The 22,776-nt window shown below is 59.3% G+C and carries 23 protein-coding genes and 1 pseudogene; 11 read left to right on the forward strand and 13 right to left on the reverse strand.

Translation table 11 applies throughout. The features are described 5' to 3' along the window. The first annotated feature begins 24 nt into the window (after window positions 1-24). From KIK84_RS07570 to KIK84_RS07610, 9 genes are all read left to right on the forward strand, one after another. The gene (locus tag KIK84_RS07570; RefSeq protein ID WP_214122461.1) at window positions 25-1,143 is read left to right on the forward strand and encodes an oligogalacturonate lyase family protein; all 1,119 of its coding nucleotides are present in this window, start codon (window positions 25-27) and stop codon (window positions 1,141-1,143) included. 204 nt (window positions 1,144-1,347) lie between these two features. Beyond that, window positions 1,348-2,400 carry a sulfate ABC transporter substrate-binding protein gene (locus KIK84_RS07575; protein ID WP_214122462.1) on the forward strand — a complete coding sequence of 351 codons (1,053 nt, stop codon included), beginning with the start codon at window positions 1,348-1,350 and terminating at the stop codon, window positions 2,398-2,400. A 19-nt stretch (window positions 2,401-2,419) separates the two neighbouring features. Further along, window positions 2,420-3,007: an NADPH-dependent FMN reductase gene (ssuE, locus tag KIK84_RS07580; RefSeq protein ID WP_214122463.1), complete on the forward strand. Its 588-nt coding sequence runs from the start codon at window positions 2,420-2,422 to the stop codon at window positions 3,005-3,007. A gap of 93 nt (window positions 3,008-3,100) precedes the next feature. Beyond that, entirely contained in the window at window positions 3,101-4,036 is a 936-nt protein-coding gene (locus tag KIK84_RS07585) for a sulfonate ABC transporter substrate-binding protein (protein ID WP_214122464.1), read from the forward strand. Window positions 4,037-4,050: 14 nt separating this feature from the next. Then, a complete protein-coding gene (ssuD, locus tag KIK84_RS07590) occupies window positions 4,051-5,241 on the forward strand; it encodes an FMNH2-dependent alkanesulfonate monooxygenase (RefSeq protein WP_214122465.1) in 1,191 nt (396 codons plus the stop codon). 12 nt (window positions 5,242-5,253) lie between these two features. Beyond that, a complete protein-coding gene (ssuC, locus tag KIK84_RS07595; protein WP_214122466.1) occupies window positions 5,254-6,057 on the forward strand; it encodes an aliphatic sulfonate ABC transporter permease SsuC in 804 nt (267 codons plus the stop codon). A gap of 61 nt (window positions 6,058-6,118) precedes the next feature. Further along, window positions 6,119-6,973 carry an ATP-binding cassette domain-containing protein gene (locus tag KIK84_RS07600; RefSeq protein WP_214122467.1) on the forward strand — a complete coding sequence of 285 codons (855 nt, stop codon included), beginning with the start codon at window positions 6,119-6,121 and terminating at the stop codon, window positions 6,971-6,973. A gap of 11 nt (window positions 6,974-6,984) precedes the next feature. Continuing rightward, entirely contained in the window at window positions 6,985-7,200 is a 216-nt protein-coding gene (locus KIK84_RS07605; protein ID WP_214122468.1) for a TOBE domain-containing protein, read from the forward strand. A 386-nt stretch (window positions 7,201-7,586) separates the two neighbouring features. After that, on the forward strand, window positions 7,587-8,669 hold the full coding sequence (locus KIK84_RS07610; protein ID WP_214122469.1) for an acyltransferase family protein: 1,083 nt from the start codon (window positions 7,587-7,589) through the stop codon (window positions 8,667-8,669). Between the two features lie 195 nt (window positions 8,670-8,864). Here the strand turns inward: KIK84_RS07610 and KIK84_RS16985 are convergent. Both KIK84_RS16985 and KIK84_RS07615 read right to left on the reverse strand, forming a co-directional pair. Next, a pseudogene (locus KIK84_RS16985) lies at window positions 8,865-9,023 on the reverse strand (IS5/IS1182 family transposase); the annotation flags it as partial. Window positions 9,024-9,170: 147 nt separating this feature from the next. Further along, window positions 9,171-9,752 carry a TMEM175 family protein gene (locus tag KIK84_RS07615; RefSeq protein ID WP_214122470.1) on the reverse strand — a complete coding sequence of 194 codons (582 nt, stop codon included), beginning with the start codon at window positions 9,750-9,752 and terminating at the stop codon, window positions 9,171-9,173. A gap of 148 nt (window positions 9,753-9,900) precedes the next feature. Between KIK84_RS07615 and KIK84_RS07620 the strand changes: the two genes are divergently transcribed. After that, window positions 9,901-10,296, forward strand: coding sequence for a type II toxin-antitoxin system VapC family toxin (locus KIK84_RS07620; RefSeq protein ID WP_214122471.1), 396 nt, complete (start codon window positions 9,901-9,903; stop codon window positions 10,294-10,296). 20 nt (window positions 10,297-10,316) lie between these two features. On the opposite strand, the gene KIK84_RS07625 is transcribed toward KIK84_RS07620, so the two are convergent. The 8 genes from KIK84_RS07625 to KIK84_RS07660 are packed head-to-tail and all read right to left on the reverse strand — an operon-like array spanning window position 10,317 to window position 20,132. Further along, a complete protein-coding gene (locus tag KIK84_RS07625) occupies window positions 10,317-11,681 on the reverse strand; it encodes an FGGY-family carbohydrate kinase (protein WP_214122472.1) in 1,365 nt (454 codons plus the stop codon). 5 nt (window positions 11,682-11,686) lie between these two features. Next, complete coding sequence (gene rhaM / locus KIK84_RS07630) at window positions 11,687-12,007, reverse strand: L-rhamnose mutarotase (RefSeq protein ID WP_214122473.1); 321 nt, start codon at window positions 12,005-12,007, stop codon at window positions 11,687-11,689. 11 nt (window positions 12,008-12,018) lie between these two features. Then, window positions 12,019-13,014 carry an ABC transporter permease gene (locus KIK84_RS07635; RefSeq protein WP_214122474.1) on the reverse strand — a complete coding sequence of 332 codons (996 nt, stop codon included), beginning with the start codon at window positions 13,012-13,014 and terminating at the stop codon, window positions 12,019-12,021. After that, window positions 13,011-14,048, reverse strand: a complete 1,038-nt coding sequence (locus KIK84_RS07640) for an ABC transporter permease (protein WP_214122475.1) — start codon at window positions 14,046-14,048, stop codon at window positions 13,011-13,013. The genes KIK84_RS07635 and KIK84_RS07640 overlap by 4 nt, the downstream gene beginning before the upstream one ends. Before the next feature lie 26 nt (window positions 14,049-14,074). Further along, on the reverse strand, window positions 14,075-15,607 hold the full coding sequence (locus tag KIK84_RS07645; RefSeq protein WP_214122476.1) for a sugar ABC transporter ATP-binding protein: 1,533 nt from the start codon (window positions 15,605-15,607) through the stop codon (window positions 14,075-14,077). A gap of 21 nt (window positions 15,608-15,628) precedes the next feature. Continuing rightward, entirely contained in the window at window positions 15,629-16,648 is a 1,020-nt protein-coding gene (gene rhaS / locus KIK84_RS07650) for a rhamnose ABC transporter substrate-binding protein (RefSeq protein WP_214122477.1), read from the reverse strand. 56 nt (window positions 16,649-16,704) lie between these two features. Continuing rightward, entirely contained in the window at window positions 16,705-17,994 is a 1,290-nt protein-coding gene (gene rhaI / locus KIK84_RS07655) for an L-rhamnose catabolism isomerase (protein WP_214122478.1), read from the reverse strand. Window positions 17,995-18,026: 32 nt separating this feature from the next. Continuing rightward, window positions 18,027-20,132, reverse strand: a complete 2,106-nt coding sequence (locus KIK84_RS07660) for a bifunctional rhamnulose-1-phosphate aldolase/short-chain dehydrogenase (protein WP_214122479.1) — start codon at window positions 20,130-20,132, stop codon at window positions 18,027-18,029. Between the two features lie 159 nt (window positions 20,133-20,291). On the opposite strand from KIK84_RS07660, the gene KIK84_RS07665 reads away from it, so the two are divergent. Then, window positions 20,292-21,269 (forward strand): LysR family transcriptional regulator, encoded by a 978-nt coding sequence (locus KIK84_RS07665; RefSeq protein ID WP_214122480.1) that lies wholly within the window; start codon window positions 20,292-20,294, stop codon window positions 21,267-21,269. Here the strand turns inward: KIK84_RS07665 and KIK84_RS07670 are convergent. From KIK84_RS07670 to KIK84_RS07680, 3 genes are all read right to left on the reverse strand, one after another. Beyond that, window positions 21,253-21,597, reverse strand: coding sequence for a DUF7709 family protein (locus KIK84_RS07670; protein ID WP_214122481.1), 345 nt, complete (start codon window positions 21,595-21,597; stop codon window positions 21,253-21,255). The genes KIK84_RS07665 and KIK84_RS07670 overlap by 17 nt on opposite strands. Before the next feature lie 53 nt (window positions 21,598-21,650). After that, a complete protein-coding gene (locus KIK84_RS07675; RefSeq protein ID WP_214122482.1) occupies window positions 21,651-21,887 on the reverse strand; it encodes a type II toxin-antitoxin system TacA family antitoxin in 237 nt (78 codons plus the stop codon). 292 nt (window positions 21,888-22,179) lie between these two features. Continuing rightward, window positions 22,180-22,635: a hypothetical protein gene (locus tag KIK84_RS07680; protein ID WP_214122483.1), complete on the reverse strand. Its 456-nt coding sequence runs from the start codon at window positions 22,633-22,635 to the stop codon at window positions 22,180-22,182. Window positions 22,636-22,776: the final 141 nt, after the last annotated feature.

A 22,776-nucleotide genomic window follows, 5' to 3' on the forward strand; every position in this document is an offset into this window, starting at 1 on the left:
CAAAGCCACGCCAGGGGTTTGCACATGACGACAGGAACCAGCAAAGGCACGGTTCGCCAGTTCCAATTTGTATCGACTGCAGACCCCGACACAGGAGCACGGGTGACCCGCCTCACCCCGCTCGATGTAGCCTGCCACCGCAACTACTTCTACCAAAAGTGTTTCACCCAAGACGGCAGCAAAGTGATCTTTGGTGCGCATTTTGGGACCGACTGGAACTACCACCTGCTGGACTTGGCCTCGCAACAGGCCACCCAGTTGACCGATCAGGAAGGCGAAAACACCTTCGGTGGCTTCCTCTCCCCTGACGACCAATACCTGTACTTTGTGCGCGCCGAGCGCACGCTGGTGCGCCTAGAACTGGCGACCCTGCACGAAGAGGTGCTCTACACCACCCCCGATGAATGGGTGGCCTACGGCACATGGGTTGCCAACAGCGCGTGCACCAAGATCGTCGGCATCGAAATTTGGGGGCAGGACTGGTTCCCGTTGACCAGCTGGGAAAAGTTCGCCGAGATGTTCCATGCCAAACCACGCTGCCGCTTGTTCAGCGTCGATCTGGCCACTGGCCAACGCCATGTGATCCGCGAAGAAAAGCTCTGGCTCGGCCATCCCCAGTACCGTCCGTTTGACGACAATACCGTAGCCTTTTGCCACGAAGGCTCGCACAACCTCATCGATGCCCGCATGTGGTTCGTGGACCAAGACGGCAGCAACCTGCGTTGCGGCAAGGTGCACGAACCGGGCGAGAGCTGTACCCATGAATTTTGGGTGCCCAATGGTTCGGCCATGGTCTATGTGTCTTTCTTTGCAGGAAAAACCGAGCGCGCCATCTGGTCGCTCGACCCCGTCACCCTGCAATCGACCAAGTTGACCAACATGCCTCCCTGCTCGCACCTCATGAGCAACTACGACGGCAGCCTGATCGTGGGCGATGGATCGGGCCAAGACCCCTACCTGCACCTGTTTGACTTGACTGCTGGCACCACGCGCCGCATCGCGCGACACGACACCTCTTGGGACGTGTACTTGGGCAACCGCCAAGTCACCCATCCCCACCCCTCCTTCACCCCCGATCAGCGCCAAGTGCTGTTCACCACCGATGCGCAGGGCATGCCTGCCCTGTATTTGGCTGATCTGTAAACCACCGGTTCCAGGTGCTTCGGGCCGCAAGACATGCGTCGAGCGGCCCTTTTTTTGCATCCAACACCTTGGATCGGCATCATTATCTGTTTTTGTAATTTAGAAACTACAAAACATTCGTTCCTGTTTTAACGACAGGTTTTCAGAATCCACTCCATCGTCACAACAGCGCTTGCCCAGCAAGTGCATTCCATGGAGTTTGGTATGTCTGATTGTTCTTCCACCACCACTACACGCCGCCAGTTTGCCCAGCGCGTGGGCCAAGTTTTGGCACTGAGCAGCTTGGTTTTCGTGGGTGCCAGCAGCGTGGCACAAACCCCCAAGGCCGTGGAGCTGCTCAATGTCTCCTACGACCCCACCCGCGAGCTGTACGTGGAGTACAACCAAGCCTTTGCCAAATACTGGAAAGCCAAAACCGGCCAAGACGTCACCATCAAGCAAAGCCATGGCGGATCGGGCAAACAAGCCCGCTCCGTGATTGACGGGCTGGAGGCCGATGTGGTCACCTTGGCGCTGGCAGGCGATGTGGACGCCATCGTCAAGAACAACGGCTGGATCAACAAAGACTGGCAAAAACGCCTGCCCCACAACGCAGCGCCTTATGCCTCCACCATCGTGTTTGCCGTGCGCGCAGGCAACCCCAAAAAGATCAAGGATTGGGACGACCTGATCCGCCCAGACATCAAAGTCATCACCCCCAACCCCAAAACCAGCGGAGGTGCGCGCTGGAACTACCTGGCCGCGTGGGAGTTTGCCAAACGCAAATACGGCGGTGATGCCAAGGCCAAAGAGTTTGTGGCCAAGCTCTACAACAACGTGCCCGTGCTCGATACCGGCGCACGCGGCTCCACCATCACCTTTGCCCAACGCGCCCAAGGCGATGTGCTGATCGCTTGGGAAAACGAAGCCTATTTGCTGGAAAAAGAATTCGGCACCAAGTTCGACATCGTGACGCCAGCCCTGTCCATCTTGGCTGAGCCCACCGTAGCCGTAGTGGACAAAGTGGTGGACAAGAAGGGCACCCGTGCAGTTGCCGAAGCCTACTTGCAGTACTTGTACAGCGAAGAAGGGCAAGACATTGCTGGCAAGAACTTCTATCGCCCAGCAGCGTCCGCCAAGGCCAAAGCCAAGTACGAGAAACAGTTCGCTCCCCTCAAGCTCTTCACCATCGACGAAGCCTTTGGTGGCTGGGACAAGGCCGACAAAGAGCATTTTGCCGATGGCGGCAGCTTCGACCAGATCTACACCAAGAAATAAGCCACTGCGGGAGAAGACCATGTCCGTTCTGCTCATAGCGGGAAGCCCTTCGGAACGTTCGCGCACCGCCGCTTTGCTGGAGGCCGCAGGCCAAGCCCTGCAAACCCGCGGTGTGCAGGTCGATAGGCTGCGCATCCGCGACCTCTCACCCCAAGCGCTGCTGCTGGCCGACTTTGGTCACCCCAGCATCAGCCGTGCATTGGGCGAAGTGGCCCAAGCGGACGTGGTGGTGGTGGCCACCCCGGTCTACAAGGCAGCGTACAGCGGCGTGCTCAAGGCCTTTTTGGACTTGCTGCCGCAAGACGGACTGAAAAACAAAGTGGTGTTGCCCTTGGCCACGGGCGGCAGCCCCCACCACATGCTGGCGCTGGACTATGCGCTGCGCCCCGTGCTGCAGTCGCTGGCGGCGCGCCACATATTGCCCGGCATTTACGCCAGCGACTCGCAGGTAGCACTGGAAGAGAACGGCTACCACATCAGCGCCGATATCCGCCGCCGCTTGGACGAAGCCGTGGACACCCTGCTCACCGAAACCCTGCAACCCGGCCTGCGCGCCGCATCGCGCTTCAAGCCCGTGGCTTTTGCCGACGTGCACTACAGCGTTTAACCACTCCAAGGAATCCACATGCCTCGCTTCGCACCCAACAAAACCCCACGGCCACCAAACACCCTCCGCCTATGGCTTGGCCGCCTAAGCATTTTGGCTACCACCGCAGCCCTGTGGGGCCTGCACCCCCCCACCCACGCCCACAGCACGGGCAAGGATGCCAGCCCCACCGAGCTGCGCATTGGCTACCAAAAAGGCTCGCTGGCGCTGGTGGTGCTCAAAGACAGTGGCAAGCTGGCCCAGCGCCTCAAGGGCAGCAGCATCCGCTGGGTAGAGTTCAATGCAGGCCCACCCCTGCTAGAAGCCTTGGCGGTGGGCAGCATCGACATTGGTGCCACGGGTGACGCTCCGCCCGTATTTGCCCAAGCGGCCGACAAAGATTTGGTCTACGTGGCCTATGAGGCTCCCGCCCCCGAAGGCTCTGCCGTTGTAGTGCCCAGCGATTCCAGCATCCGCACACTGGCTGACCTCAAGGGCAAGCGCGTAGCCTTTACCAAGGGTAGCAGCGCGCACTTTCTCATCGCCCAAGGGCTGCGCAAAGGCGGGCTCACGCTGGCCGATATCCAGCCCGTGTACCTGTCGCCATCGGACGCCCGCGCTGCATTTGAAGGCGGCAATGTGGACGCCTGGGTCATTTGGGATCCCTACTACGCAGCGGTCGAACTGACGGGCAAAGCCCGCGTCTTGGCCACCAGCAAGGGCTTGTCCAGCGGCAATTCCTTCTTCTTGGCCAGCAACAAGCTGGTGCAACAGTACCCCGCCGCCGTGAGCGCCATCGTGGACGAGCTCAACAAGGCAGCCAAGCTCAAGCCCCAAGAAGTGACGCAACTCATCACGAAAAACCTAGGGCTAGAGCCTGCTGTGGTGGAGCGCTACGTGCAGCGCCGTCCCGGCTCTCCCATCCGCCTGCTCACACCCGAGGTGATTGCCGAGCAGCAAGGCGTGGCCGATGTGTTCTACCAAGCCAAGGTCATCCCCAAACCCGTGCGCGTGGCCGATGCCGTGTGGAATGGCCCAGCGAAAAAGTAAAGAAAGCACCCATCATGAAAGTACTCTGGTTCCTCCCTACCCACGGCGACAGCCGCTACCTGGGCACCAACGAAGGCGCCCGCCCCCTGACGCTGGATTACCTGCGCCAAATCGCCCAAGCAGCCGACCAACTGGGCTACTACGGCGTGCTCACGCCCACCGGGCGCTCGTGCGAAGACCCGTGGGTGGTCACCTCGGCGCTGATTGGTGCCACCCAGCGCCTGCGCTTTTTGGTGGCGGTGCGCCCCGGTCTGCACCAGCCCGCGCTGGCCGCGCGCATGGCGGCCACGTTTGATCGGTTGTCCAATGGCCGCTTGCTCATCAACCTCGTCACCGGCGGCGACGCTGCCGAACTGGCGGGCGACGGCGTGGTGACCACCCACGCCCAGCGCTACGAGGCATCGCGCGAGTTCATCCAAATCTGGCGCGACATCCTGACCCGCAGCCACACAGGCGAGAGCTACGACTTTGCCGGCCAGCACCTGCACGTGCAAGGGGCCAAGCTGCTCTTCCCGCCGCTGCAAAACCCGCACCCCCCCGTGTGGTTTGGCGGTTCCTCGGCCGAAGCGCACGACCTGGCCGCCGAGCAGGTGGAGACCTACCTGACTTGGGGCGAACCGCCCGAGGCCGTGAAGCAAAAGTTTGACGACGTGCGCCAGCGCGCAGTAAGCCGGGGCCGCCAGGTGAAATTTGGCGTGCGCCTGCACGTCATCGTGCGCGAAACCGAGGCTGAGGCCTGGGCTGCAGCCGACCAACTCATCAGCCGCGTGGACGACGCCACCGTGGCCCGCGCCCAGCAGACCTTTGCCAAGATGGATTCCGAAGGCCAGCGGCGCATGGCCGCGCTGCACCAAGGCAAGGGCCGCAGCCGTGCCGAGCTGGAAATCCACCCCCACCTGTGGGCAGGCGTGGGCTTGGTGCGCAGCGGTGCGGGCACCGCCGTGGTGGGCAACCCCCAGCAAGTGGCCGCCAAACTGCGCGAATACCAAGAGGCCGGGGCCGATGCCTTCATCCTCTCGGGCTACCCGCATCTGGAAGAGGCCTACCGTTTTGCCGAGTTGGTGTTCCCGCTGCTGCAGCTAGACCATGGCGATGACCAGCTACCGACCAAGACCGTGCAAGCCCGGGGCGAAGCGGTGGCCAACACCTTGCCAACCGACACAGCCAGCGCCACAGCAACCCCCGCCGTGCGCCAAGCCGCCTGAGTAGCCCCCACCATGAGCACCCATGCTGCCCCCTCCACCACCCCACTGCGCTGGCTGCAGCGGCTAGGCCGTGCTGCCCTGCCGTGGCTGGTGCCTATCGTCTTGCTGCTGCTGTGGCAACTGGCCAGCAGCGTGGGCTTTATTTCTACCCGCGTGCTGCCCGCCCCCGTGGATGTGGCGCTGGCGTTTGAGCGGCTGGCCTTGTCGGGCGAGTTGTGGACGCATGTGAAAGTGAGCACTTGGCGTGCCCTCACCGGCTTGGCCATTGGCGGCAGCCTGGGGCTGCTGGCGGGCTTGCTCACCGGCACCGCCCGCTGGGCCGAAACGCTGCTGGACTCCACCGTGCAAATGGTGCGCAACATCCCGGCGCTGGCCCTCATTCCGCTGGTCATTTTGTGGTTCGGCATCGACGAGGCGGCCAAGCTCTTCCTCATTGCCGTGGCGGTGTTCTTCCCCATTTACCTCAACACCTTCCATGGCATCCGGCAGGTAGACCCGGCCCTCATCGAGATGGGGCGCAGCTACGGCCTGTCGCGCTGGCAGCTGTACACCCAGATCGTGCTGCCCGGTGCGCTGGCGTCCATTCTGGTGGGCTTGCGGTTTTCGCTCGGGCTGATGTGGGTCATCCTCATCGTGGCCGAAACCATCTCGGCGCAGGCGGGCATTGGCTACCTGACCATGAACGCCCGCGAGTTTTTGCAAACCGATGTGGTGCTGGTGGGCATCTTGCTCTACGCCGCGCTGGGCAAGCTGGCTGACGCTGCCGCCCGCTGGCTAGAGCGTCTGTGGCTGCGCTGGCATCCGTCTTATGCCTAAAACACGCTTGCTATCAATTTAATAGCTACCCCAGCTTGCTGCATAAGCTCTAGAGGCCAATTTGACTACCAAAAACACCAACCCATCTGCCGCTGCAAACGCGCCCAACCTGCCCGCTGCGCGGGGGGTAGCGCTGCGCCTACGCCACCTGCACAAACGCTTTGGCCAGCGCAACGTACTGAACGACGTGACGCTGGACATCGCCCCCGGCGAGTTCGTCGCCATCGTGGGCCGCAGTGGCTGCGGCAAAAGTACGCTACTGCGCCTCATTGCCGGGCTGGATACGCCCAGCCAAGGCACGCTGCAAGTGGGCGAGCACATCGGCACAGGCCTGCATGGGCTGGCGCGCGTCATGTTCCAAGACGCCCGGCTGCTGCCTTGGAAGCGTGTGCTGGACAACGTGGCCCTGGGCCTGCCCGCTACGGAACGCGAGCGCGCCGCCCAGGTGCTGCAGCAAGTGGGCTTGGCCGACCGCGCCCACGACTGGCCTGCCAAGCTCTCGGGCGGTCAGCGCCAGCGCGTGGCACTGGCCCGCGCCTTGGTGCACCAGCCCCGCTTGCTGCTGCTGGACGAACCACTGGGTGCGCTCGATGCGCTCACCCGCATCGAGATGCACGCCCTCATCGAGCAACTGTGGCGCCAGCACGGCTTTACCGCCCTCTTGGTCACACACGACGTGCAAGAAGCCGTGGCGCTGGCCGACCGCGTGATCCTGATCGAAGACGGCCAGATCGCCCTCGATACCGCCGTGCCCCTGCCCCGCCCGCGCCAGCGCGATGCCGCCTTTGCCGCACTGGAGCGCAAGGTGCTCGATCGCGTGCTGCAACACCCCGCAGCCGACAGCACGGGGCCAGACAGCCATCTGCCAGACGACTGGTTACCCCGCCCCGCACATGGTGTGCGCTGGGCTATTTAAGGAGAAAAGCCATGAGCATCCAAGCCATCAACGTACGCAACCAATTTCGCGGCAAAGTGCGCGAAATCATCCGCGGCGACGTCGTGTCCGAAGTAGACGTCGAAACCCCTTGGGGCATCGTCACCTCGGTCATCACCACCCGCTCGGTGGACGACCTGCAACTGCAAGTCGGCTCCGAAGTGGTCGCGCTGGTCAAGTCCACCGAGGTGTCGTTGGCGAAGTTGTGAGCGGCTGAACACTTCTACACATTTACGCCGGCTGCTAAAGCACTCGGCGTAACTTTGGTAGCCTTGCTATTACGCTACTTACGCAACTGTGTTTAGCACCTCATCCAATCGGGGGCAGGTGCAAGCAGTTGCGATACAGGTCTTCTGCTTCCGACCACTATGCCGACTGTGCAGTGGTGCCCCCAAAAGACTTGGCAAGCTCTTTTACGTGCTCTCGTTGCTTCTTTCACTTGGTTCTGCGTATGCACTACATGCGATGAACAACGCCGAAAGAACGCATAATCTTATACCTAGGTGTCGCATTCCGGCCAATCATATGGCCGTCCGGGATGCGACAATTAATATTCACGCACGTGCGACAGCTTTCGTATTGAGTAAGGAATGAAATGGGCTTCTTACGCTTTTTATTGGCAATGACTGTTGTCTTTGCACACTTGCATTTCATTCACCCAATTTTTGGTGATTCTCGATTCGCTGTTCAGATGTTCTTCATCATTTCAGGCTTCTATATTTCCATGATTTGGAGCGAAAAATATTCAAGCCTCAAAAGTCCGATTTCTGCATTCTATCTTTCACGTGCATTACGCATCTACCCGCTTTATTACATAGTATTAATTATTTCCATCCTGATTGCCTGGTTTGGCTTAAGCTCAGGTCATATTTCCGCACTTATGGCCTTACTTGCATATCCAGTACACGGAGCACTAAGCTCGTCCGTTCATCTACCACAGCTAACAATTTTAGGCATGGATATATATCCATTTTTGGGTCGTTTGGATGATGGCTCACTAGAGTTTCTCAATCAACAATTCGCTTATCCAAGGCCATACATATTTGAGTATTTTTTCATACCGCAAGCTTGGAGCTTAAGCCTTGAGCTAATGTTTTATTTAATTGCTCCATTTATATTGAAAAGAACTCGCCTATTAATCGGGCTAGCGATTACATCCTTGACTTTGCGTCTGATACTTTGGAAATATGGATTCAACCAAGACCCTTGGACATTTCGCGCCTTACCACTAGAATTGAGTTTATTTATTGCTGGCGCACTATCCCAGAAGCTCTCAACACACTTCGGCATCACAATTAAGAAAACGGCGCATGCGAATTTTATTTTTTTGGCAATCGGAGCAATACCAATTGTATTGACACTAACCATTAAATTTGCATTATTAACCATAGGGGAGTCAGCTTATTGGCTATACTACGCAATAACATTGACAACACTACCGTTTTTATTTCACGCCACCAAACTATATAAATTTGACAGGGCTTTAGGCGAACTTTCATATCCTGTCTATATTTCTCACTGGCTTGTAATTTCCACCTTCTTTGTGCTTGACATTCCTTTAGAAAACAATTACCCCATCGTGATTTTCACAATTATCTTGGAAAGCTTTCTTCTCAATATTATTCAATTAAAAATTGACATTTTTAGAAATCGACTAGCGATGTCAAAATCTATATAACTAGCGCTCAAATCCACTTGCTTTAATCTAGCAAGGTCTGCATACCCCCACAACAGCGCGAGTTGATGCGCAATTGTTCACATTGCGAAACTAGCGCTGAATTAGCGACTGATTTCATGCTCACTTGACCTGTTTTCGGCACGCCATTCACAAGTTCGACTGCGCAAGCATCATCAGCTAATACTGGCGGCCCTTCTTGGTAGAGCTGCAAGCGGCAATCAAGGTGGGATACATCACCGTTCTGGTCTTTAGCATCAGGCCGCACTCACTATGTTTGGCGTTGACAGTGGCCAACATCTATTGGCCTAGGTCATCTTCTTCAAGGAGGTGGCGAAATCGCAGGATGGTGCGCTCGCAGCGTAAGACCGCACCCTAGTGGGCAAACTCTCGGTACAGCGGTGTATCGGTCAGGGCCTAGTGCATGGCCGAGTCGGAATGACGTAAATAGATGTGCAGCATCGCCTCGATGGGAAATAGTATGGGTTTCGGATAGTGATTCCACTAATCCGCATGGTGCACCACCCGCTCGATGCGCTTATCGGGCACCAGCCACAACAAGGCCACCAGCACATAGAGGGCTTGCGAGAGCCAGTTGACCTCGAACGCGCTGAGCATACCCACCAGATACAACACGGGCGAGAGCTTGCCTTTCCAGTCCGCACCCAGTGCGTGCTGCAGCGGCGAATGCTCCCCATCGGTAGCCACAATGGCGCGCTGCAGCAGGTAGTAAGCAATGGCCGCCATCAGCAGCACAAAGCCATAGGCGGCGCTAGGCAAAGCAGCGAAGTGGTTTTCCCCCATCCACCCAGTAGCCCATGGAAAGAGCGAGAGCCAGAACAGCAGGTGCAAATTGGCCCACAGCACCGAGGCCGACACATGCTTGGCCGCATGCAGCAAATGGTGGTGGTTGTTCCAGTAAATGCCCACGTACACAAAGCTGAGCACGTAGCTCAAAAATACCGGCACCAAGGGCTGCAGCGTGGCCCAGTCCGTGCCATGCGGCACCTTGAGCTCCAACACCATGATGGTGATGATGATGGCCAACACGCCATCGCTGAAAGCCTCTAAACGGTTCTTGCCCATGGTCACCTCCCGCAGTACATATGGGCAGTGACTGTACGCCCTATTGGCCGATTTTCTGTCGATTGCATAGCATGTTCGGCACACCCCCAAAGGTCGTATCCATTGAAGACATGAACCGTGCCATTGCCGCCAAGGGGGCCAGCGCACGATGATTGGATTGGATACCAATGTCTTGGTGCGCTACATCATGCAAGATGATGCTGCGCAGTCGAAAAAAGCCACGAAGTTACTGGAATCCCTGACCCCGACCGAACCGGGTTTCGTTCCCTTGGTGGTCGTTGTAGAGCTTTTCTGGGTACTGTCCAGCGCTTACGAACTCTCCAGAGAGCAGATCGCTGCAGCGTTAGATGCCTTGATCCACTCCAAACAACTAACCGTTGAGAAGAAGGATCAAGTGGTTCGTGCGCTGCGCGTGTACTCGGCAAGCACGGCAGATTTTCCTGATTGCCTGATTGAGCGCACGGCCAATGCAGCTGGGTGCGAGCGAGTCATGACGTTTGATGTGGGTGCAGCCAAGAAAGCAGGGATGGTGCTGATCGCATGACAAGTGTTATCGGCGCACCCCTACGCCCCCCCATGCAACCCCGCATACCAATTGGCTTGCGGGTGCTGTTGCTCCCAGTTGGCCAGCATCCAGGCACCACGGGCGGTGCCTTCTAGGGCGTCGGCGGACTTGACCAAGCGGCACTGGGGCAGCAGTTGCTGCAGGCTGCTGACGTAGGCCTCGTTGTCGGCAAACGGGCCTTCCACAATGACCATGCGGTCTGCCAAATCACCGTGGTTGACGGCCTGTATCAGGTCGCACGTGACCTGCGCGCAGTAGTACGAGGCCAAGGCCGGGCGCAGGTGCAGGGGCACGGCCAGCACGCCCTCGGGCACGGGCTGGCCTTGGCGCTGGATGCTGCCCTTTTGCCCCCGGTACGGCCCACCCGACTCCGCAAAGGCGGGCACGGCGGACCAGCCCTGTTGCAGCAGTTCGCGCAGAGCAGCAGGGGTGGCCAAGGACGGGTCAGCCCCTGCACACAGGTAGGCGAACTCGCGCCCCGCCATGAAGCGGCTGGTGGGCACGGGCTGGCCCGATACGGACACGTTGACCAACTGGTCACGCTCGGGGTGCAGGCCTTGGATGGCGGCAGCGGCCGAGGCTTGGTTGGCCATGACGATGCACCATGTGCCCGTGGACACCACGGTGGCGTTGGGCTGCACTTTCAGGTGGCGGGCCAGGCAGGCATTGCTGTCGTGCACGCCCACATAGACCTGGCAGTCGGCAGGCAGGCCGGTTTTGCGCGCCAGTGCGGGGCGCAGAGGCCCCAGCACCTCCCACGCTTTGCGCAGCGGGGGGAACAAGCTGTCCATGTGCTGCTGCGCCATCCAGCGCGCAAACTGCCCCTTGATCGGCTGCCACAGATGTGTGTGGCAGCCCAAGGACGACACTTCGGTGCTGGCTTGTTCGCAAAACCACCAAGCCCAGTACTGGGCATAGGGCAGCACGGCCTGCACCTGCTTCCACGCCTGCGGAAACTGTTGGCGCAACCAGTACAGCTGCAAACCCGCGTTCAGGCCCAAAGGCAGGTCGGGCGATCCCGTGTCGGCAAAAGCATCCGCCTGGGCGATGAACTGCTCGCGCACCGCACCGTAACCATCCCACTCGTAGTCCATGACGGGCAAGGCCAAACCCGTGCCATGGATGGCGGCAAAGGCCGCCCCGTGGGTGGTGACGATGATTTTGCGGATGTCGCTGCGCCCGGGCAGTTGGGGCAGCAGGTCCAGCAGCCAGTTTTCCACCCCCGCGGTATCGAGCGCCAGATAGTCGGGCGTGGGCACCGAGCCGTTCTTTTGCACTTGGCGGTACAGCACCTCGCCTTTGGTGTTGATGAGGATGACCTTGGCGTGCGTTTTGCCAACGTCCAGCACCAGCGTATGGCTCATGGGCATCAGTCCAAGTGGAAAACGCAATCCAAGGGCTCCACCACGGGTGAGCCATCGGGGTTGGTGCGCATGAGGGGCTGCATGTGCTGCCACCAGCGCTGCATCACCGGATGATTGGGCAAACTGTCCATGCGGTGCGTACGGCTGCGGCGCAGCACGGCAAACAGCACCAGCGAGGTTTTGTCCAAATAGATGCTGTAGTCGCTAATGCCCACGCTGTGCAGCAGGTCGCGCAGCTCGGGCCACAGCGCATCGTGGCGGCGTTGGTATTCGGCTTCATGGCCGGGCAACAAGAACATGCGAAAAGCGATTTTTTCAGTCTGCATGGCAACTCCCTTTAAGCACTGGCCTTATTGGCTTTGGCTGCCTTGCCCGCACGCTGCTGCCAGCGCTGTATCCAGCCGGGCAACACCATGGAGAGGATGAGCAGCACGCCCATGATCATGGTCATGACAATGCCGCTGACATTGAGCATGCCCAGCGCAAAGGTGAACACCCCCGTGAGCACAGCAGCCAGCATGGTGCCCAGCAAAGTGCCTTTGCCACCGCTGATGGACACGCCACCCAAAATGACCATGGTGATGACATCGAGCTCCCAGCCCATGGCCAAATTGGGCCGCGTGCTGCCAATGCGCCCGGTGAGCAAAATGGCCGCCACCGCTGCCATGAGCCCGGCAAACACAAACAAAGCCATGCGGTACTGGTCCACGGCAATGCCGCTGAAGCGCGCCGCCACTGCATTGCTGCCAATGGCGTAGATGCGCCGCCCATGCACGGTGCGGTGCAGCACCAAGCCCGTGGCCAGCGCCAACACCAAAAGCACCAACACCTCCAGCGGCACGATGAAGTCGGGCCAGCCCAGCACATCGCCCACGGTGCCATTGCCCCAGTTGACCAAGGTCTCGGGGTAGCCGGTAATGGCTTGGTCACCCAGCGTCACTTGGGCCAGACCACGGTACAGCGACAGCGTGCCAATGGTGACCACGATGGACGGCAGCTTCCAGCGCGTGACCAGCCAGCCGTTGAGCAAGCCGCACAGCAAGCCCGTGACCACAGCAGCCAGCAGCATGGGCCACAAGCCCGCCCCCGCCTGCATGGCCAAGCCCATGGCCAGCGAACACAGGGCCATGGTGGCGGCCACGGACAGGTCTATCTCCCCGGCGATGATGAGCAAGGTCATGGCCAGCGCGACCAAACCTTTCTCGGTGAAGTTGTAGGTACTGTCGGCGATGGCAAAGGGCGACACAAAGCCCGGTATTTGGAAACCAAACACGAGATAGACCAAGAGGATGAGGCACACCAGCACCCGCTCCCACGTATCGAACACTTTCATGCGGTGCGCTCCTTCATGGCATCCACCCGGGGCTCAGGGGCCGGGGTTGGGGGTTCCAAAATTTGGCGGCCTTGGGTGCGCTCGGCTTTGGCATTGAGCATGACGGACACCAAAATCACCGCCCCCGCAATGGCCTGCTGCCAAAACGGCGAGACCTGGATGACGGGCAGTGCCCCGTTGATGACACCAATGAACGCCACCCCCAACAAGGCCCCCAACACCGTGCCCACACCACCGCCGATGCTGACGCCCCCAATCACGCAGGCGGCGATCACGGTCAGCTCGTAACCCGAGGCCAAGTCCGTGAATGCGATGGAATAGCGCCCCACCCACAGCAAGCCCGCTATGCCGGCCAGCAAACCCGACAGGGTGTAGGCCATGACCAAGCGCTTGCGCACCGGAATACCCGCATACAGCGCTGCCGACGGGTTGCCGCCGTAGGCATACAGGTCGCGCCCTTCACGCCGCCAGCGCAGCAGGTAGGCGGTGAGCAGCACCAGCAGCACGGCCATCCACACCAAGGCCGAGATGTCCAACCAACTCTCGCGTGGCAAGCCTTTGATGAGGGGGTGTATCTCGTGGTCCGAAATCCACGCTCCGCCGCTGAGCACAAAAATAGCCCCCCGGTAGGCCGACATGGTGCCCAGCGTCACGACGATGGGTGGCAGCTTGAACTGCATGATGAGCCAGCCATTGAGCGCGCCCAAAGCAGCCCCCACCCCGCACGCCAGCACCAACAAGGCCAGCAAAGGCAGCCCCGGAAAGACCTTGCCCGCCACAGCGCAGACCATGCCCGTCAGGGCTAGGTTGGAGGCCACCGACAAGTCCACACCGCGGGTGAGCAGCACCAGCATTTGGCCCATGACCAAAATGGCCAAGATGGACGAGTCATTGGCCATGTCCAGCAGGTTGCGCCAGCTAAAGAACACGGGCGAGCGCCAGCTCACCAGCGCCACGATGACGGCTATGGTCAATGCCAGCAGGTACTCGCGCTGCCTGCTGTGCCATGCCGTGATAGATAAGGTTTTGATCACAATGTCTCCTGCATCGTGGGGTGCTGCTAATGCAGGCCAGATGCGCAGGCCACAATGGCCTCGGCATCGAAATCGGCTTGGGCGTATTCCCGCACCATGCGGCCACGGTGCATCACGATGATGCGGTTCGATAGGTGCATGACTTCGGGCAACTCGCTGGACACCAAAATGACCGCCAGCCCCTGCGCTGCCATCTGGGCAATCAGCTCGTACACCGCTTGCTTGGCCCCTACGTCAATGCCCTTGGTGGGCTCATCCAAAATGACGATGTGCGGGTTCAAGCCCAGCCACTTGGCGATCACCACCTTTTGCTGGTTGCCACCGGACAAGCCCGACAGCGCAATGTCTTGGCTGGCGGTTTTGATGCGCAAGCGATCGATGAGCTTTTGCGCAAACGCCTGCTCTTTGGCGGGTGACAGCCACACCCCGTGCGACAAGTCTGCGGTATCGGTCACCGGCCCTGCCAGGCCCGCCAAACTCAGGTTGTGGCGCACCGAAAAATCCAAAATGCCGCCTTGGCGCTGGCGCTCTTCGGGCACATAGGCCAAGCCTGCGGCCACGGCGTCGGCGGGTTTGCGTATGTCCACCACCTGCCCGGCTACGCGCACAGTGCCATGGGCTTGGGGGTTGAGCCCCATCAGCGCCAGCATGGCCTCGCTGCGCCCAGCACCGACCAAGCCATAAAAGCCCAGTATTTCGCCCTTGTGCAGTTCAAAGCCAATGTCGTTGAACTCGGTTGGGTGGCTCAGGCCCTGTACCTGCAGCAGCACCTCGCCGGGCTGGTGGGTGATGCTGGGGTAAATCTGGTCGATCTCGCGCCCGGCCATCAGCTTGACCAAGTGCGCTTCGTCGGTCTGGCCAATCTGGCCTTGGCCCACCGAGGAGCCATCGCGCAGCACCACGTAGCGGTCGCAGACGGAAAAGATCTCGTCGAACTTGTGCGTGATGAACAGCACCGCCACGCCCTCTTCTTTGAGGTCGCGCACCAGCCCGTAAAAGTCGCGTATCTCTTGCTGCGACAAGGCGGCGGTGGGTTCATCCAGAATGACCACCTTGGCCTCTTGCGACAAGGCGCGGGCAATCTCGATCAGGTGGCGCTGGGCCAGGCTGAGCTTTTTCACTGGCGTCGTGGCCGTGAAATTGGCCCCCACGCGGTTGAGCACGGCTTGCGCCAGCTCGTTCATGCGATCCCAGTCCACCCACTGCAGGGGGCCCAGGGTTTTGTGCGGTTGGCGGCCAATGAAGATGTTCTCGGCCGCGGTGAGTTCTTCAAACATCACCGTCTCTTGGTGCACAGCCACAATGCCGGCCTGCTGCGCGTCTTGCGCGCGGCCAAACTGTTGGGCGGCACCGCCTAGCAATATCTGCCCCTCGTCGGGCTGGTACACGCCCGTCAAGGTTTTGACCAAGGTGGACTTGCCCGCCCCGTTCTCCCCTATCAGGGCCAGTACCTCACCGGGCACCAAGTCCAGATCCACGCCCCGCAGGGCATGGGTCGGGCCAAAGCGCTTGTGTATGCCCCGCAGCTGCAGCCAGGCAGAAGGTTGTTCAAGCGTCATGTCTGCAAGGCCCACCCGCGTTTAGAAGAACTTGGCGAACTGGTCGATGTTCTTGGCATCGAAGGTGAAGGGTTCGGCCATGGCGGCTTCGTTGTTGGCGTCCAGCGTGGCGGTGCCGACTTTGCCCATGGACAACTTGGCACCGGGTTCGGCCTTGGCCCCTTTGATCAGATCAGCCGCGATGCGGATAGAGGCATAGCCCAGATCGATAGGATTCCAAATGGCGAAGGACTTGGCCGCACCGCTCTTGACGTAGCCTTGCATTTCAGAGGGCAAGCCCAGCCCCGTCACGAAGATGGCGCCGACCTTCTTCTCGTCTTGCACGGCCTTGGCAGCAGCCGCTACCCCCACGGTGGTGGGCGCGACGATGGCTTTGAGGTTGGGGTAGCTCTTGAACAAGCCTTGGGCTTCGCGGTAGCTCTTGTCGGTTTGGTCATCGCCATAGACCACACTCACCAGCTTGAGGCCGGAGTGCTCGGGCTGGCCCAACACCTTCTTCATTTCGCTGATCCAGATGTTCTGGTTGGTGGCTTGAGCGGTGGCCGACAGCACGGCGATTTCGCCGTTCTTGCCAATGGCTTCCTCGGCCAGCTTGACCAGTTTTTCGCCAATCAAGGCGTTGTTGGAGGGGGCCAAGTGCATCAAGCGGCCATCTTTGCGGATGCCCGAATCAAACGAGATGACCTTGATACCGCGTGCCATGGCCTTTTTGGTCACGGGCACCAGCGCATCGGGGTCGTTGGCCGAGATGACGATGGCTTTCACGTTCTGGGCGATCAGGCTGTTGATGACCTCAATCTGCCCTTCGGCCGTGGCTTTGGCCGGGCCGGTGTAGATGATTTCCACGTCTTTGAGCTCTTTGGCCGCCTCTTGGGCCCCCAAATGCACGGCGTCAAAGAAACCATTGCCCAGGCTTTTCACCACCAGAGCGATCTTGTCACCAGCCATAGCTGGTTGTGCCAATGCTGCAGTCAGCGCTGCAACGGCAACGAGTGCAAATGTCTTTTTCAAGGCTGTCTCCTCAATGTAGTAATAGTCCATGGGCTGTGTAAGGGTCGGATGGCGCCACCCATGACGAGCGCCACCCGAGGGAACCATCAGACGATGCCGCCCCCTCCACCGCGCACGGCGGGGCGTTGGCTGGCAACGGTGCTGCGGTACTGGCTGGCGCGGTACACCCCCACGGGGTCGATGGCACCGCCCTGCAGCAGCCGCACTTTTTGCAAGATAGGCGTCACATCGGTTCGGAAGGCTTGCTGGAGCAACTGAGTGGCCGCCAGTGCGTCGTTGTTCTGCTGGGCGGCATCCAGCGCGGCGCGATCCACCAACAGGGCTTGGGCATAGGTGCGCTGGCACTGCACGGCGCTGCTCATCAGGCTCTCGATGGGGTCGGTCACGTTGTGGCTTTGGTCCAGCATGTAGGCGGGGTCGAAACCTTGGACGCCTTCGTGTGCAGCCGCAACCAGTTCGTTAAAGACCAAGAACAAGCGGTAGGGCGAGACGCTGCCGGCGTCCAAGTCGTCGTCACCGTACTTGCTGTCATTGAAGTGAAAGCCCGCCAGCTTGCCTGCGGCAATGAGGCGTGCCACGATCAATTCAATGTTCACATTGGGCGCGTGGTGGCCCAAATCCACCAAACACTGCGCTTGGGGGCCCAGCGCCGTGGCAGCCAAGTAACTGCTGCCCCAGTCCTGAATGACGGTGCTGTAAAAAGCTGGCTCACAAATCTTGTGTTCCAGAAACATGCGCCAGTCACTGGGCAATGCCGCATAAATCTGCTGCGTGCTCTCCAGATAGCGGTCAAACGCGCGGCGGAAATGCTGCTGGCCGGGAAAGTTGCTGCCATCGCCAATCCACACCGTCAGTGCTTTGCTGCCCAGCGCTTTGCCAATCTCGATGCACTCGATGTTGTGTTCCACCGCTTGGGCGCGGGTGGCTGCATCCGTGTGCGTGAGGCTGCCAAACTTGTAGCTGTGCGCTTGATTCAACTGGTCGCTGAAGGTGTTGGAGTTCATGGCGTCAAACGCCAAGCCATAGTCCAAGGCGGTTTGGCGCAGTTCACTCCAGTCGCTGCACTTGTCCCACGGAATGTGCAGCGACACGGTGGGCGTGCAGCGTGTCAACTGGTGGATGACGGCGCAGTCTTGCAGCTTGTCAAACACATGGCGGGGCTCACCCAGCCCGGGAAAACGGGCAAAGCGGGTTCCCCCCGTGCCCACGCCCCAGCTAGGGATAGCCACGCCAAAGCCTGCCACTTGCGCTGTGATGCGGTCTATGTTCATCCCACGGCGCGCCAACTGCTCGCCCAAGTGGGCGTAGTCCGTGTTCATATAGGCCAACTGCTCGTCGTTGTGCTGGTGCAGGAGCGCTGGATTAATGCTTGTCATGCGCTTGTCTCCTCGTTGTGTGCGGTGTGTGCTTAGCGCGTGAAGGCGGCCAAGTTGCCCGCATCCACATTCAAGATGTTGCCGGTGCTCTTGGCCGAGAGGTGCTCTGCGGCAAAGAAGTACGCTGCCTCGGCAATGTCTTCGGGGTAGACGCTGCGTTTGAGCATGCTGCGGTCGCGGTAGAACTTTTCCAAATCGGCTTCGTCGATCTTGTTGGCCGCCGCACGCTCTTGGCTCCACTGGCCTGTCCAGATCTTGGAACCCCGGATCACCGCGTCGGGGTTGACCACGTTGGAGCGAATGCCCAGCGGCGCACCTTCGAGCGCAAAGCTGCGGCTGAGCTGAATTTCGGCCGCCTTGGCAGCGCAGTAGGCGGTGGCTTGGTTGCTGGCCACCATGCCGTTTTTGCTGGCAATGACGACGATGGAGCCCCCCACGCCCTGCGCCTTCATCATGCGGAAGGCCTCGCGCCCCACCAAAAAATAACCCGTGGCCAAAATGCTCTGGTTCTTCTCCCACAGCGCCAACGTCGTGTCCTCCAGCGGAGCAGCGGAGGCAATGCCGGCGTTGCTCACCAAAATGTCCACCCCGCCAAATTCTTGCGCTGCGGCAGCGAATGCGGCTTGCACAGACGCTTCTTGCGTCACGTCGCACACCACGGAGCGCACCACGTCTTTGCCAAACTGCTTGCCCATGCCGGCTTGCGCTTGCTGGGCAGCAGCGGGGTCAATGTCGGCCAACACCACGCAGCAGCCCTCGGCCAAGTAGCGGCGGGCAATGGCCTGCCCAATGCCACCCGCTCCCCCGGTGATGAGGGCAATCTTGCCCACCAGTGGTTTGGGCTTGGGCATGCGCTGCAGCTTGGCTTCTTCGAGCAGCCAGTATTCGATGTCAAAGGCCTCCTGCTCGGGCAGGCCCACGTAGCGGTCTACCGCATTGGCTTCGCGCATCACGTTGATGGCGTTGACGTAAAACTCCCCGGCAATGCGGGCAGTGGCTTTGTCCAAGGCAATGGTCACCATGCCGATGCGCGGCAACAAGATAACCACCGGGTTGGGGTCGCGCAGGGCTGGGCTGGTGGGGCGTTTGCAGCGCTCGTAGTAGGCGGCGTAGTCGGCACGGTACTGGCGCAGCAAGTCGTCCAGACCTTGCTGCAACGCAGCGCCTTGGGCGGTGTAGACGCTCTCGGGCACCACCAAGGGGCGAATTTTGGTGCGCAGGAAGTGGTCTGGGCACGAGGTACCCAGTGCGGCCAGCGGCTCCAGCTCTTGCGAATTGACGAACTCCACCACCTCGGGCGAGGTGTTCACGTGCAGCAGCTTGGGGCGGTCTTGCGAGGCCAGGCCGCGCAGCACGGGCAGGAAGCGCGCCAGCACGGCTGAGCGCTCTGCCGCATCCAGCGAGGTGCTGCGGGCACCGCCAAACACCTGCACCTTCTTGGCCACGCGCTGCTGGGCCAGCCAAGTTTGGGCTTGGGCGATCAAGTCCACCGTGTTGTCGTAGCAGGACTTGGAGGTATCACCCCAACTGAACAAGCCGTGGCCACCGAGCACGATGCCGCGCAAGCCGGGATGTTTGGCGTTGTGTTCGGCCAAGCGCTGGCCCAGCTCGTAACCGGGGCGCAGCCATGGCAGCCAACCCACGGTGCCGCCAAACACCTCGCGGGTGATGGCTTCGGAGTGCTCCATGGCCGCGATGGCGATCACCGCGTCGGGGTGCATGTGGTCCACATGGGCATAGGGCAAGGACGAGTGCAGTGGCGTGTCGATAGACGCAGCGCGGCTGTTCAGGTTGAAGGTGCAGTGCGGCAGGTAGCCCACCATTTCGTCTTCGTGCTCGATGCCGCGGTACAGGCCTTTGAGGGCGCGCAGCTTGTCCATGTAGAGGGTGGCAAAGCCGTCGAGCTTCATGGAGCCGACATCGCCGCCCGAGCCTTTGACCCAGAGCACTTCGGTGTTCTGGCCTGTGAGCGGGTCTTTTTGCCAAATCTTGGCCGAGGTGTTGCCACCGCCGTAGTTGGTAATGCGCAGGTCCGAGCCGAGCAGGTTGGAGCGGTACAGCAGCAGGTGTGCTTCGTCCATGCCCGCTGTGGCGGCATCGTCCCACGATGGAAAAGGTTGGGTGCTGTGTGTGTTCATGGAGGCGCATGCTAGGCAGGCGCTTCCATTCGTTCAATTTATGATTACTTATGCATTTCATCAGCAACTTGTGATGAAATGCCTTTCATTGCCCCTTTTGCCCCCCTAAGCCCGTATTTGCGGGCTGTGGCTAAGGGAAAGTCATAGGCGTTAGAACCGATGAACTTCACATTCAACCTCCGGCATTTGCAGGTTTTCGAGGCCATCGGCTCGCTGGGCGGTTTTTCCAAAGCGGCCGAACATCTGCGCATGACACAGCCTGCGGTGTCCATGACCATCAAGCAACTGGAATCGGACCTGAATGTGGCCCTGTTCGATGGGCCTGGGCGTCGTCGCCTATCACCCGCCGGGCAAGAGCTGCTGCTGCACGCCCGCGCTATTTTGAGCCAAGTGCGCGCTGCCGAGTCGGCCATGGCCTTTCACGAACCCAGCGACCCCAGCCAGCAAGGCGGGCCGCGTGGCCTGCTGCACTTGGGGGTGGTGTCGCCCGCGCATTACTTTGCGCCCCAGTTGCTGGGCGAGTTCCACCAGCGCTACCCCGATGTGCGGCTCAAGCTCACCGTGGCCAACCGGGCCGAGCTGCTCACCATGCTGACCGAACACCAGCTGGATGTGGCCATCATGGGCCACCCGCCTTCGGACGCGGACTTGGATGCCAGCACCTTTGCCCGCCACCCGCACTGCGTGGTGGCACCGGCCCAGCACCCGCTGGCGCAGGAGTCCTTCATCGCCTGGGAAGACCTGGCGCACGAAACCTTCATCCTGCGCGAACAAGGCTCGGCCACACGGGCGTTTTTCGAGGTGCTGGCGCAAGGCAAGTCGCTGCAGATCGCCAATAAGATGGAGTTCTCGGGCAACGAGGCGGTCAAGCACGCGGTGCTGTGCGGCTTGGGCATCAGCTTTTTGTCGGCCCATGTGTTCCAGCTAGAGCTCCAAGCCGGCTTGCTGGCCGTGCTCAACCTGCTGGACATGCCCAAGCACATCGACTGGTGCTTCATCCACCGCCGCGACACCATGCTCACCGGGGTCAACCAAGCCTTCAAACAGTTTGTGCTCGATGAGGGCATGCGCATCAGCGCCTGCCAGATTGCCAGCCTGACGCCGTCCAAGGACTGGCCGATCAATATTCCGGTGTAGTAGTTGGGCTGTTATGGACCAAATAGGCTTGGGCCATTTCCCCTACCCTGCGTCGGCCCGGGTTGCCGCCATGCATCCATTCCTCGGGCGGAAACAGATCGAACAAACCGACCTTGATGAGTGTGGGGATCGCCAACTCCAGCTCCGCCTCGACGGGCCCGCGCTCGCCGGCGTTGTACAGATTGATGTTGTGGAGCATGGTGGCGACCGTGCCGGTTTGCACCCTGCTGCCATCTTTGAGTTGCACAGACGGCAAGACCTCGCCTTCGGACACGATTTTGTGATTGACCGCTGCGAGTTGGTCGGTGTTTGGAACGTTATGGGTCATGGTGTTGTGTGTTGTCTTTGAAAGAACTTAACCCGGCGCTCCATCGCACGGGACTACGCTGGACTTGGTTTGGGTGGATTGATTAGTGCTTGGGCAAAGGCTTGCTGGTCTTCGATAAACAAGCGGATGACCTCGGCCTGCTCTATCGCCTGCTGCGCAGCGCTTTGCACCGCAGCCACCACAAAGTCTGTCATGGTGCGACCTTGCAGCTCCGCTGCACGCTTGAGCATGGCATGCAGATCCGCACTTATTCGGGCTTCCAAGCGGGCGGTGGTTACGGCAGTTCCCATGGGGTTCTCCTGTTTAGCTGAGTTTGATTACCCGGCAGTTTGCCGTACATAGCAACCATACTTAGCTTGAAACGGTTCTGACACAGTGCGTGCGCTGGACACTTTAGCGCATAACTAAAATAAATATATTGTTTCAACTCTCAGCACAATCGTCATAGCTTTCAGCACTGGCGCGTTCATGCCAAGTATTTTACCGATGAGCGTTAATATAAATATCCTTTATTATTTTCAATCACCTACAAAATAATATAGCATTACTTGCCGGAGTATTGAAAATTATTTAAACACAGAACTAATACTTACCCCTTCTTTTCTGAATATCATGCCATGCCCAAGAAGCATTTTCTAAATTTATTCTGACGTAAAAAACACATATGACAAATATCAACAACATGATTAACAACAACCAGAGTGGTGCTTCATTGCATGCAATCAAAAACATTACCGCATAAAGTATCGACCCATACAATCCCACCAACGTCAAAATTAATGCATTCCCTAAATTTGCATATGGCTCCATTTTTTTTAGAACCTGATTGACTTCTGGCGCATATCCTTTCCTATTTTTAAAACCATCATAAACATGTAAAGTTAATCTCACAACAACAGCTCGACCACTTTTTCCAAAAGCCAACCAACATAACCTACTAATACATATAATAAAGCAGACAAACAAAAGGAAGTTAATCTGCGGAACATATGGTGTACCTTGCAGGTACTCAACTAAAAATTCAATCATTTCTAACATGCGATCTCCGATTGCTAACATGTTAGCAACAAAGAAATCTCATTTTCGCTGACATGGACTTAGACGTTTTTCGTCTAAGAAAACAACTTTTTATTCGTTTGAGTTTCTTAGAAGCCTCTCTACAGTCGCAACCCTGTCTTA

It is taken from the genome of Curvibacter sp. CHRR-16 (genome assembly GCF_018474005.1).
Taxonomy (GTDB): Bacteria; Pseudomonadota; Gammaproteobacteria; order Burkholderiales; family Burkholderiaceae_C; genus Allorhodoferax.